Origin of the sequence: Pseudomonas sp. KNUC1026 (assembly GCF_021650705.1) — a bacterium.
GTDB lineage: Bacteria > Pseudomonadota > Gammaproteobacteria > Pseudomonadales > Pseudomonadaceae > Aquipseudomonas.
This window is the reverse complement of record NZ_CP087138.1, coordinates 545,547-558,043: the sequence shown is the minus strand read 5'-3', so window position 1 is coordinate 558,043 and position 12,497 is coordinate 545,547. Positions and strand designations below refer to the sequence as shown.

Below are 12,497 nucleotides of genomic sequence, written 5' to 3'. Positions count from 1 at the left end.
GAACACCCGCGCAATGCCCGCACTCGATATCACCATCATCAATAAACTGGGCCTGCATGCGCGCGCCGCAGCGAAGTTCGTCGGCGTGGCGGGCCGCTTTCCGTGCCAGGTGCGTGTTGGCCGGGCCGCAGACAAACTGGTCGATGGCAAAAGCATCATGGCCGTGATGATGCTGGCGGCAGGCAAGGGAACGCAGATTCACCTGAGCACCGAAGGCGAACAGGACCAGGAAGCGCTGGACGCCCTGGTCAAACTCATCAACGACAAGTTCGATGAAGGGGAATGAAGCTACAAGCTACAAGCTACAAGCTACAAGCTACAAGCAAGAACAAGCTGCGCCTTGGCAGCGATCCCGAACGAAAAAAGCGCCTAAAGGCGCTTTTTTGCTCTTGCTTGAAGCTTGAAGCTCATAGCTAGCAGCTTCTCTATCCTAACGCCGTATCGAGCACCATCATCAAGCAGAACCCCAGGCACAATCCCAGGCTTGCCAGCTTGTGATGGCCGTTGCTGCGCGACTCGGGGATGATCTCGTGGGTAACCACCAGCAGCATGGCGCCGCCCGCGAAGGCGAGGCCCAGAGGCAATAGCAACTCGGCGAGGCGCACCAGCCACGCACACAGCACCGCAAACACTGGCTCGACCAGGCCTGATGCCGCTCCTATCAGAAATGCGCGCACACGTGACATGCCGGCACCGGCCAACACCAGCGCGATCACCAGCCCCTCGGGTACATCCTGCAGCGCGATGCCGATGGCCAGGCTGTTGGCACCTTCCATGCCGCCGCCTGCCGACACTCCCACCGCCATGCCCTCGGGAATGTTGTGAACGATGATTGCGATCACGAACACCCAGATGCGTTTGGGCACCATCGGCCGGCCGGGTGCCGCAACCAGCGCCTCAGGGCTTGCGCCGGATACCTTGCGATCCAGCACATAAAGTGCCAGCGCACCGAGCATGATGCCGAAACTGACCATCGCCCCGGAGCCCCAGCGCGACAGCCCCACCGCTGCCGCGGCATCGAGCCCCGGCAGGATCAACGAAAAGGCGGTGGCGGCGAGCATTACGCCCGCGCCAAACCCAAGCAGGGTGTCAGCTGCTGCGACCGGCATATTGCGGATAACCAGCACCGGCACTGCGCCCAGCGCCGTACCCAAGGCGCAGACCGCCCCGCCTTCGAACGCGCGCATGATGCCGCCGTCGACGTCCAGCCAGGCCAGCGCCTTGGCGGCCAGCAAGGTGAACCCCGCCAACAGCAGCAAGGAACCGAACGCCAGCCGAAACAGGCGCACACTGCTGACCGAAAAGCTGTCGGCCTGCTTACCTGCCGCTGGCATGTCAGGCGATGGCAGCCTGGTAGCGCTTCTCGACTTCAGGCCAGTTGATGACGTTATAGAAGGCATTGATGTATTCCGGGCGGCGGTTCTGGTACTTGAGGTAATAGGCGTGTTCCCAAACATCCAACCCGAGGATCGGCGTATTGCCGGTCATCAAGGGGCTGTCCTGGTTGGCGCTGCTTTCAACGACCAGCTTCTTCTGAGGCGTCACGCTCAACCACGCCCAGCCACTGCCGAAGCGGCTGATCGCGGCCTTGGTGAAAGCCTCCTTGAAAGCTTCGAAGCCACCCAGCTCGGCATCGATGGCCTTGGCCACGCTGCCTTGGGGTTGGCCGCCAGCATCGGGCGCCATCACCTCCCAGAACAGTGAATGGTTGGCGTGGCCACCACCATGGTTGGTCACGGCGCCTTGCTTGTCGGCCGGCAGGCTTTTGAGCTCGCGCAGCAGTTTCTCCAGCGGCCAGTCCGCGTATTGGGTGCCCTCGAGGGCGGCATTCAGGCCATTGACGTAGGTCTGGTGGTGCTTGGTGTAGTGGATCTCCATGGTTTGCGCATCGACGTGAGGTTCCAGCGCTTCATAGGCGTAGGGCAGTTTGGGCAGTGTGAAAGCCATGGTCAGTGAACTCCGTATCGGTAATGTGAAGGCTCAGCCTTCAGGGTGTGAGCCAGCCCTGACGCTTGATCGACAAAGCCGGCCAGCAGCCGGCGGGTGGGCGGGTGATGCCCATGTTTATCGATAAAGGTGAGCAGCTCGGTGTAGGTGCGGTTGCTGTGGCGCATCGCCGCCTCGCGCAATGAGGCGGGCAGTCGAGTGTCGCCGGCGGCCTGTAGCAGACGTTGGTGAATCACGCACAGGTACTGCGCGCTTTCCTCTGGCTGCCCCAGGCGCACATGCAGGTCGGCCAGGTTGTGATGGGAAATCACGCAAGCGGCCACCGCCTGATCCGTGTCCGGCCACCGCTCGAACAGCACCTGAGCCAGCGCCAGAGCATGCAGGTACAGCTCCCGCGCATCGATCAGGTCGCCACGGTCGAAACGCTGGTTGGCCTGCTCCGTGGTCGTTCTCCAGTGCTGCATCGCAACCTCCAGGGCGGTTACAGGCCGCCGGCCGTCAGTTTTACCGGGTCGAGCAGGGTTTCCAGGCGCTCGCGGGAAAGGTCGGTGTTCTCAAGCGCCACGTCGATGACCGGGCGGCCTTCGCGGTAGGCCTGCTTGGCGATTTCGGCGGCCTTCTGGTAGCCGATGATGGGGTTGAGCGCAGTGACCAGGATGGGATTGCGCCCCAGCGCTTCCTTGAGCTTGGCTTCGTTCACCCGGAAGCTCGCGATGGCCTTGTCTGCCAGCAGGCGGCTCACGTTGGCCAGCAGCTCAATGCTTTCGAGCAGGTTCGATGCGATCACCGGCAGCATCACGTTGAGCTCGAAATCACCCGACTGGCCTGCCACAGCGATGGTGGCGTCGTTGCCGATCACCTGAGCGGCCACCATGGCGGTGGCCTCGGGGATCACCGGGTTGACCTTGCCCGGCATGATCGAGGAGCCAGGCTGCAACGCTTCCAGCTCGATTTCGCCAAGGCCCGCCAGCGGCCCGGAGTTCATCCAGCGCAGGTCATTGGCGATTTTCATCAGGCTGACAGCGGTGGCCTTGAGCTGGCCGGAGATCGCGACGGCCGTGTCTGCGAGCCGATCAGGGCGAACAGGTTGGCACCCGGCGTAAACGGCACGCCGGTGGCGCTGCTCAAGTGCTCACTGAAAAGCCGCGAGAAGTCCGGGTGAGCATTGATGCCGGTGCCCACGGCGGTGCCGCCCTGTGCCAGTGCCTGCAGGCTGGGCTGCAGTGAGCGCAGGTGCCCGAGATTGGCCTTGATCTGCGCCGCCCAGCCTTCGAGCACCTGGCTCAGGCGCACGGGCATGGCGTCCATCAGGTGGGTGCGCCCGGTCTTGACGAAGTGGTGCACCTCAGCGGCTTTTTCGTCCAGCACCGCCACCAGATGCTCCAGCGCAGGCAACAGGTGTTCATGCAGCGCCAAAGCGGCACTGATGTGGATGGTGCTGGGGATGATGTCGTTGCTGCTCTGGCCGCAGTTGACGTGGTCGTTCGGGTTCACCGGCTGGCCCGAGGCGCGGCTGGCCAGTGTCGCGATCACCTCGTTGGCGTTCATGTTCGAGCTGGTGCCGGAGCCGGTCTGGAAAACATCCACCGGGAAGTGCTGCATGAAATCCCCTGCCAGCAACTGCTCGCAAGCGGCCTCGATGGCTTTACCCTGGGCCGGAGTGATCTGCTCCAACGCAACGTTGGCCCGCGCGGCGGCCGCCTTGGCCAGCACCAGTGCACGCACGAACTGGGCGGGCATGCGCTGGCCGCTGACCGGGAAGTTATCGACCGCGCGCTGAGTCTGGGCACCGTACAGGGCCTGGGCAGGCACCTGCAGCTCGCCCATGCTGTCACGCTCGATGCGGGTAGTGCTCATCGGAATATCCTTGTGGAGGTTCTTGATAGGAAATCGAGGGGTGCAACTCGCAGTGCGCAAGGGCCTGCGCGTGGCTCTGCCACTGTTCGAGCGCCCGGCATGACTGCGCCAGCCCATGCAGCTCACGCAGGGGCCGCCAGGCCTGGTCCAGGCATTGGTTGCGCCAGTGCCAGGGCAACGCGACATCTTGAGCGGTATCGAGCAACAGGCGGAAGGTGGTCAGGGCCACGGCATGCGGGCCCATGGGCGTGAAGCGTGCCAGGCAGCGGCCAGCGCCGAAGTAATGGTCGATCAGGCGTGGTTCATCGGGCCGCAGGGCGCAGCGGATCTGTTGGCCGAGCCAACGCCAGTGGTCCAGGTAAGGTAGTTCTCGCACAGCAGAGGACATGCGCATGCACCGCTTCAACCGGTAATGCGTTTTATTATTATTTGATAAATAGAATCACTGCAAGCGTAGCGGCGGATAGTTTCAATGGGCTCGCCCGCATTGCGCGGGCGAGCCGTCTGGCATCAACTGCCGGCGACGGTCATGCGTTCGATCAGCACAGAGCCGCTGCGGATGTGGCTTCGTGTTTCGATATCGCAACCGATGGCCGCGATTTTGGCGAACATGTCTTTCATGTTCCCCGCGATGGTCACCTCTTGCACCGGGAACTGGATCTCGCCGTTCTCGACCCAATAGCCCGCAGCACCTCGGGAGTAGTCACCCGTGACCATGTTCAAACCGTGCCCCATCAGTTCTGTGACCAGCAGGCCACGGCCCATCTGGCGAATAAGGGCAGCCTGGTCGAGGTCGCCATGGCTGACGTAAAGGTTGTGAACACCCCGGCGTTGGCCGTGCTGGGCATGCCCAGCTTGCGCCCCGAATAGGTGGAGAGCATGTACGACACCAGCCGGCCGTTTTCCACGAACGGCTTGGCGTAGGTGGCCAGGCCGTCGCCGTCGAAGGATGAACTGGCCAGCCCGCCCCGCTCATGTGGGCGCTCGTCGAGGGTCAGCCACTGGGGGAACAGCATCTGCCCCAACTGCCCTTCAAGAAACGACGACTTGCGGTACAGGTTGCCGCCGGCAATGGCCGAGAGAAAGCTGCCGAACAACCCGCCGGCGAGCTCTGCGGAAAACAGCACCGGCACCTCGCAGGTCGGGACCGGGCGGGCGCCAAGGCGGCTGGCAGCGCGCTCGGCGGCCCGCTGGCCGATGCTTTGCGGGCTGGCCAGCAGCTCGCCACGGCGGTTGAAGTCGTACCAGTAGTCGCGCTGCATCTGCCCGTCGGCTTCGGCGATCATCACGCACGACAGGGTATTGCGCGTGGCGGCGTAACCACCGATGAAGCCATGGCTGTTGCCATAGACGCGGCAGCCCTGATGCACACTCACCGTGCTGCCATCGGCGTTGGTGATGCGCGAGTCGGCATCGAACGCTGCGGCCTCGGCGGCCAAGGCGAGTTCAACGGCCTGATCAGGCGTGATCGCCCACGGGTGATAGATATCGAAATCCTCGACCTGCTTGCACATCAGGCTGGCGTCGGCAAGGCCTGAGCTGGGGTCTTCGGAGGTATGCTCGGCAATCGCCAGCGCGGCGGCCACGGTTTCCCGGATCGCGTCAGGGCCACTGGCCGAGGTGCTCGCCGAGCCCTTGCGCTGGCCCACATACAAGGTGATGCCAAAGCCCTGGTCCCGGTTGAACTCGACCGTTTCCACCTCACGCTGGCGCACTGAAGTCGACAAGCCCTGCTCCAGTGTCACCGCCACCTCGCAGGCGCTCGCGCCCTGACGGCGGGCCTCGGCGATGATCTGCTCGACCTGTTCCTGCAACCGCGGCAGGTCCTGCGGGCCGACGCTCTGCTCTGCTTTCATGGCACTCTCCACACTTCATGTTCGGCTATCAGCCAGGGCCACACGGCAACCAGGCCGGACAAGTGGCCCCTGACTGTTTATCATGGCGGCGTTATTCATCGGACGGCCCCCATGGTCGATTCTTACGACGATTCCCTCGGCGAGGGTAAAAGCAAAACCCAGGTCAAACGCGAGCTGCTGGCGCTGACCGAACTGGGCGCACGCCTGACCACACTCAAACCCGACATGGTCGCGCGCCTGCCGCTGACCGAGCCGCTGCGCCGTGCGCTGGAAGAAGCGCCCCGGCACACCGCCAACTCCGCGCGCAAACGCCACATGCAGTTCATTGGCAAGCTGATGCGCGACCAGGACATCGAGGCGATCCTGCAGATGCTGGATCAGGTCGACGCCTCTACGCGCGAATACAACGAACGCTTCCATAACCTTGAGCGCTGGCGCGACCGGTTGATCGGCGGCGGCGACGAAACGCTCACGGCGTTCTTTGCCGACTACGCCGACGCCGACCGCCAGCACCTGCGGCAGTTGATCCGCCACGCTCAGCACGAGGCGGCCCACAACAAGCCGCCGGCTGCGGCGCGCAAGCTGTTCAAGTACATTCGCGAGCTCGACGAGCAACAGCGCGGCCTGCGTTGAGCGATACCGGCGCTCAGGCGCCGGTGCCGCCCACGGTGATCGCATCGATCTTCAGTGTCGGTTGGCCCACGCCTACCGGCACCGACTGCCCATCCTTGCCACAGGTGCCAACGCCGCTGTCCAGCGCCAGGTCATTGCCCACCATCGACACGCGGCTCATGGCCTCAGGGCCATTGCCGATCAAGGTCGCACCCTTCACCGGTGCGGTGATCTTGCCGTCTTCGATCAGGTAGGCCTCACTGGTGGAGAACACGAACTTGCCACTAGTGATGTCCACCTGCCCACCGCCAAGGTTGGCGCAGTAGATGCCCTTCTTCACCGAGGCGATTATCTCCTGCGGGTCACTCTGGCCGGCGAGCATGTAGGTGTTGGTCATGCGCGGCATGGGCAGGCAGGCATAGGATTCACGCCGGCCGTTGCCAGTGCGCGCCTTGCCCATCAGGCGAGCGTTGAGTTTGTCCTGCATATAGCCCTTGAGCACGCCGTTTTCGATCAGGGTGGTGCATTCGGTCGGCACACCCTCGTCGTCCACAGACAGCGAGCCGCGGCGCCCGGCCAGGGTACCGTCGTCGACGATGGTGCAGAGGCTGGAGGCGACCTTCTCGCCCACCCGGCCGCTGTAGGCCGAGCTGCCCTTGCGGTTGAAGTCGCCTTCCAGGCCATGCCCGACTGCCTCGTGCAACAACACCCCCGACCAGCCCGAGCCCAGCACCACCGGCAAAGTGCCGGCCGGTGCCGGCACCGCCTCAAGGTTCACCAGCGCTTGGCGCAGGGCCTCGCGGGCATAGCCCATCGCCCGGTCGTTCTCCAGGAAGTAGCGGTAGTCGGTGCGCCCGCCCCCGCCCTGCCCGCCACGTTCGCGGCGGCCATTGTGCTCGACGATGACGCTGACGTTGAAACGCACCAGTGGGCGCACATCAGCGGCCAGAGTGCCGTCGGCAGCAGCGATCAGCACCTGCTCCCACACGCCCGCCATGCTCACCGACACTTGCTGGATGCGCGAGTCCAACGCGCGGGTCTGCTCATCGATACGTTTGAGCAGCTCGACTTTTTCGGCCCGGCTGAGCACATCCAGCGGGTTGCCGGCGGCATACAACGGCGACACCTGCACCGCGCTGAATACCTGAACCTTGCCGTCCTGGCCGGCACGGGAAATGGAGCGTGCCGCCTGTGCGGCCTGTGACAGCGCGCTGCGCTCCAGCGTGTTGCTGTAGGCAAAACCGGTCTTCTCGCCAGACTGCGCTCGCACCCCGACACCCTGGTCGAGATTGAAGCTGCCTTCCTTGACGATCCCGTCCTCCAACGACCAGGACTCCGACACCTGAGCCTGGAAATACAGATCAGCCGCGTCGATCCCCGGCCCGGCCAGCTCTCCAAGCACGGCTTGCAGGGTGTCCAGGCCCAGATTTCCAGGTGCCAGCAAACGGTCACTGACTGTGCTTAACATCTCGCTCATGCTCACTCCACATCACCTGCAGGCCGCACCGCGCCCTGCGTAGAAACCGCCGGTGCTCAAGCACCGGCATGCGCGCCCTGATGGACGCCTGCTCGGCCGCATCGACGCGGCCTGTCAACACCGCAGGCCCCTTGGCCTGCTGGGCCAGCATCCGCCCCCATGGGTCGACAATGGCTGCCTGCCCCCAGGTTTCGCGCCCCTGGCCATGTTCGCCGCCCTGAGCGGCCGCTAGCAGGTAGCACTGGGTTTCGATGGCCCGGGCGCGGATCAGAATCTCCCAATGCGCCTGCCCGGTGACGCCGGTGAAAGCCGAGGGCGCGCTGATCAGTTCGGCGCCTTGCTCGCGAAGGCGGGCATACAGCTCCGGAAAGCGCAGGTCGTAACACACCGAAAGCCCCATGCGCCCCACGGGCGTATCCACCAGCACCACCTGCTGCCCATGAGCATAGTCGTCAGACTCCCGGTAACGAGCGCGGGTGTCATTCACGTCGGCATCGAACAGATGCAGCTTGTCGTAGCGGGCAACGATTTCGCCTTGTTCATCGAACACCAGCGAGCAGGCGCGGGGTTTGGCCTGGGGTGCATCTGCCGGTGGCAATGGCAACGTGCCTGCCACCAGCCAGAGATTGAGGTCGCGTGCAGCCTGTTTCAAGGCTGGCAGGACCGGCCCCCGACCGTCGGCTTCGGCCCGCCCGAGTTCAGCGCAGTCGCGGCGGCCGAACGTAGCGAAGTTTTCGGGCAGCACCGCAAGCTGTGCGCCTCGCTCGGCGGCTTGCTCCAGCAAGCGGCGCGCCTCGCTCAGGTTGGCATCGAGCTGCGGGCCGCTGGCCATCTGGATCACTGCGAACGTCATACGCCTGCCTCGCAACGGGGAAATACGCCCGATGCTAACACCCTCCCGCCCTTACGGATTGCCTCACGGTTTACCGGAACGGCTTCTGGAGGGAGAGTTTCGGGTCCTTCAGTGGGCCTTGAACGCTGTAGTTGACGCTGGCGAACTTGGCGACCTTGTCGCCCAGCAGCTTGTCGACCAGAAACAGCGCACCGCCCACGGCCGGCGCGCCCACCAGCAGGGCGGCGATCGGCAGGTTCGTGGACAGCGGCAACGCTACCTGCAAGTGAGCGTCGATACGGTCGGCGGCCATGTCCAGGGTGCCATCGAGCTCCAGGTTGCTGGAGGGGCCGGTCAGGGCGATAGGCTTTCGCGTCACGTACACGCCATTGCTCGCCACCAGCCGGCCCTTGACCTGGTCATAGCTCAGGCCTTTGCCCAGCAGATCGGAAAAGTCCAGGCGCAGGCGGCGGCCGATCGCGTTGAAGTTGAGCAGCCCGAAGACACGCAGCGCTTGAGCCCCACCTTCCACTTCGACGAACTGGCCGTGTTTGAGCTCGGCGTCCATGCTGCCGGAATAGCGCTTGGGCGACACCCACGCTGGCGAGCCTGGCCAGCGGCCATCGACATCGACGTTGAAACTGTCGCTGGTCACGCTGGGGGCGAACTTCCAGGCCTTGAGCACATCACCCAGGTTCTTGCCGCTGAGTGTGCCAGCGAAGGCGCTGGTGCTGTTGCCGGGCGTACCTTCCCAGCTTCCCTTGCCTTGCAGGCGCAGGCCCTTCAGGCCCAGATCGATATCGCTCAGCGCCAGCCCGGTCGTACTGGGCCGCATCTTCAATGACCAGGCGCCAACCGGCTCGTCGCCCTGGTAAAGCTGATCGATGCGCAGGTTCACCGGCGGCAAGCCACGCGGGTCGACCGACGCCAACGGGTCGGGGGTATCCGGTTCAGGCGCATCATTGGTCACTGGCGGGGCCGGCGGTGGCAAGCGCACAGCCTGCAGGCGTACGTCCATGGGCTGCCGGCGGTCGTCCGGGAGCATTGCCTGGCCGGTCACCTGCTGGCTGTCGACCGCCACCGCCCAGGCGCTGCCGGCGCGTCGCAGGCTGACCTGAGCGTTGTCCAACGTGGTGCCGATACCCGTCAATTGGCCAATGCGCACGTTGGCGCTGCTCAGCCACTGGCCGGCGCTGCCACTGCTCTGATTACCCGCATAACGCTCGCCATGCGACTTCCACGCCGAAACATCCAGTTGATCGAGCGCACCGCGGACGCGCAGGCCTTTCTCGGTAGGCAACTGCGCAGGCTCACTGCCCAGTTGCAATTCGCCGCGGCCGCTATCCACCTGCCCATTGGGCGCTAGGTACACGACATTGGCGAGCGCTGCATAGCGCGCCCTGGCCAGCCGGTCCGGCCCGCTCAGGCCCAGCTCGAAACTCGCCTGGCGCGGCTCGGCGGCATCCTTGCCGAACGGCGCCGGCAGGCTGATTGCCACCCCTTTGAGGTCGGAGTCGACGCTGAGGCGGCTCTCTTTACCCAGCCACACCTGCAAGTTGTAAGGAATTTCACCGCTCGCTGGCAGGGCCGCATCGTACTTGAGCCACTGCGCGAGGGTATCGACCGGTATCTGGCTCTTGACGGCCAGGCGGGTCAGCGGATTGCCGGGCTGGCCTTCGGCGAAGATCTGCGCGTTCAGCGGACGGCCGAACGCCTGCGCGCCAACGTTCTGCGCGCTCAGGCCCTTGTCCAGATCGAAACGGAAATCGCCCTTGAGCTGGGTGAGCTCCAGGGCTGGGTTGGCAATCTTCAAGCGCGCCGCCTGGGTGTTGAAGTCGACCACCACTTTTGGCTCTTCGCCCTTGACCAGCGGCACGTCGAGCTTGAGCGAGCCGGCAAGCGGCCCATCGCCCTCCCAGCCGGCGAACTGCTCGCCCGTGCCTATCGGCGCGGTCTGCAGGATGGTCAGGCCGTCGGCCAGGCTGCCGTCGAAATCGCCATCGACCAGCAGATGGCTGGTTTGCCCGGCCGGGCGTGGGGCACACGCACATCTACGCCACTGACCTGGGTGCCAAGGACCTGGCCTTTGTCGGCAAGGATGCGCACCGCACCGTCCTGAATATAGACCCGGCCATCGACCTGGCGGGCGTGCGGCCAGCCTGGCTCGAAGTCCAGCTCCGCCTCGCGCACCTTGAAGAACAGGCTGATGCTGCGGGCATGGTCAGGGGCGGCCTTGGCCAGCGAACCCTGGTACTGGAAATAACCCTCATCGACCTTGCCGCCCAGCACGGCCTTGCGCAACCAGTCGGCCACCGAAGGCGCCAGGGCCTCGGGCAGATATTTGGGCGTGAACTTGCCGTCGCCGTTGGCCAGGCCCACCCGCAGGTCCATGTAAGGGTCGGCATCGTGGGCAAACGGCAGGCGAATCAGGAAGTCGGCGGAGATATCACCCTCATCGCCCTTCACCCGAATGGCCGGGGCGATCAGCGTAGAGATCTCGGCGTCCAGGTCCAGGCGCCAGTCCAGCCGGGCATGGGCCTGCCGATAGGTCCAGGGTTTGGTGAAGATCGGGTACAGGTGCAGCATGAAGCCGTCATCGGACGCCACGCTCAATTGCCCGCCGCCCAGGTCACCTTGCACTCTGCCGCTGACCGAGCCGGCGCCAGGCGCGCCATGCCAGGGGCTGAAGCCGAGGTGGTCGAGGTTGGTATCGAATGCCAGGCGGCGGTCGCCAGTTGCATCTGGCCGCCATTGCAGCGACAGGTTGCGCAACGCGCCGGTGAACTTGAGGTTGTCTACCGCTGCCATCGCCTGTTGCGGCAACGGCGCCCATGCATCGATCAACCCTTTGAGCGGCCCGAGATCCAGGCGGTCGGCCTGCAGGCCCCAGACGCGGCCGTCATCGCCCGAGCCCTGGAGCAGGTTCAGGCGCGATTCCCAGCGCTTGCCGTTAATGCTCATCGCCAGCGAGTCGACCTGCGCCTGGTAACCGCCCTCGGCCTGCCGCACCCACGCATTGAGCGCCAGGTCACTCACCCGCGCCGGCGTGCGCTGGTCAAGGGCGCCGGCCACTTCCGGGGCATTCAGGCGCAAGGCAGCGGTGTGCAACTGGCCTTGGCGCCAATCGACCCACGCCTCCCCTCCTGCTTTGAGGACTGTGGGGTTCCAGCCATGCAACAGGCTGGGTGGCAGCCAGTGGGCCCAGTCGCTCTGGGGCAGGCTCAGGTAGCCTGAAAGATCGCTCTGCTGCCAGTTGCCGGTATCGACGCGAGTACGCAGGGCTGCCGTTACCGGCAGGCCATCCGGCAGATTGAAGCGCACATCCAGTGCCTGGCCCTGGCGGCCGCCGCGCAGGCTCAGGCCCAGGTAGGTCAGAGCCAGCGGGTCGCGGTCGAGCGGTTTGAGGGTGAGCTGGCTGTCGAGCACCGACAACTCGCCGAGCTGTTCCAATTGCGCCAACGCCGCAGGCACATCCACTGGGGTATCGCTGCGCGTCGGCAGGCCAGCAAGCGCCCATCGGCCATCGGCGCCCTGCTCAAGGCTCAGGTGCAGGCCTTCGATTTCCAGGTGTTCGACTCGTGGCGCCAGCGCCAGCAAGCTGCGCCACAACGACGGCACCAATTGCACGCGGTCGAGGCGCTGCTGATTCACGCCCTCGCCCAGCGTCACGTCATGGGCGGAGATTACCGGCGCCAGGCCGTGCCAACTGCCTTCGAGCCGGCCGATGGCCACCGGCATGTGCAGCGCCTGGCTGGCCTTGACACTGGCGACCCCGGCGTACTCGCCCACCAACGGCATCAGATAGCGGCCAAGGCTTACCAGCAGGGCCAGCAGTATCAGCACTGCGCAGGCCAGGCCCAAGGCCCAGCGAAACAGCGCATCCAGCCAGCGAGTCAGACGCGCCATGGGGAACAGC

Annotated in this window: 7 protein-coding genes and 4 pseudogenes; 2 read left to right on the top strand and 9 right to left on the bottom strand. The window is 64.9% G+C overall.

Annotated features, from left to right (window positions below):
- The first annotated feature begins 13 nt into the window (after window positions 1–13).
- Window positions 14–286, top strand: a complete 273-nt coding sequence (locus LN139_RS02205; protein WP_236358365.1) for an HPr family phosphocarrier protein — start codon at window positions 14–16, stop codon at window positions 284–286.
- A 139-nt stretch (window positions 287–425) separates the two neighbouring features.
- Here LN139_RS02205 and LN139_RS02200 read toward each other — a convergent pair whose 3' ends face one another.
- The 6 genes and pseudogenes from LN139_RS02200 to pmbA all read right to left on the bottom strand — a co-directional run bounded on the left by LN139_RS02200 (window position 426) and on the right by pmbA (window position 5,660).
- On the bottom strand, window positions 426–1,334 hold the full coding sequence (locus LN139_RS02200; protein WP_236358364.1) for a ZIP family metal transporter: 909 nt from the start codon (window positions 1,332–1,334) through the stop codon (window positions 426–428).
- A 1-nt stretch (window position 1,335) separates the two neighbouring features.
- A complete protein-coding gene (locus tag LN139_RS02195) occupies window positions 1,336–1,947 on the bottom strand; it encodes a superoxide dismutase (RefSeq protein WP_236358362.1) in 612 nt (203 codons plus the stop codon).
- A 2-nt stretch (window positions 1,948–1,949) separates the two neighbouring features.
- A complete protein-coding gene (locus LN139_RS02190; protein ID WP_236358360.1) occupies window positions 1,950–2,411 on the bottom strand; it encodes a hypothetical protein in 462 nt (153 codons plus the stop codon).
- A gap of 17 nt (window positions 2,412–2,428) precedes the next feature.
- A pseudogene (locus LN139_RS02185) lies at window positions 2,429–3,804 on the bottom strand (class II fumarate hydratase).
- Entirely contained in the window at window positions 3,779–4,192 is a 414-nt protein-coding gene (locus tag LN139_RS02180; RefSeq protein WP_236358358.1) for a FagA protein, read from the bottom strand. Before LN139_RS02180 ends, LN139_RS02185 begins: the two are co-directional and overlap by 26 nt.
- Before the next feature lie 122 nt (window positions 4,193–4,314).
- A pseudogene (gene pmbA, locus LN139_RS02175) lies at window positions 4,315–5,660 on the bottom strand (metalloprotease PmbA).
- 111 nt (window positions 5,661–5,771) lie between these two features.
- Here pmbA and yjgA point away from each other — a divergent pair.
- On the top strand, window positions 5,772–6,293 hold the full coding sequence (gene yjgA, locus LN139_RS02170) for a ribosome biogenesis factor YjgA (RefSeq protein ID WP_236358356.1): 522 nt from the start codon (window positions 5,772–5,774) through the stop codon (window positions 6,291–6,293).
- Between the two features lie 13 nt (window positions 6,294–6,306).
- On the opposite strand, the gene tldD is transcribed toward yjgA, so the two are convergent.
- The 3 genes and pseudogenes from tldD to LN139_RS02155 form a co-directional block, all read right to left on the bottom strand.
- Window positions 6,307–7,749 (bottom strand): metalloprotease TldD, encoded by a 1,443-nt coding sequence (gene tldD / locus LN139_RS02165; RefSeq protein ID WP_236358354.1) that lies wholly within the window; start codon window positions 7,747–7,749, stop codon window positions 6,307–6,309.
- Between the two features lie 2 nt (window positions 7,750–7,751).
- Window positions 7,752–8,602: pseudogene (locus LN139_RS02160) on the bottom strand (carbon-nitrogen hydrolase family protein).
- Between the two features lie 70 nt (window positions 8,603–8,672).
- A pseudogene (locus LN139_RS02155) lies at window positions 8,673–12,487 on the bottom strand (YhdP family protein).
- Between the last annotated feature and the right edge of the window lie 10 nt (window positions 12,488–12,497).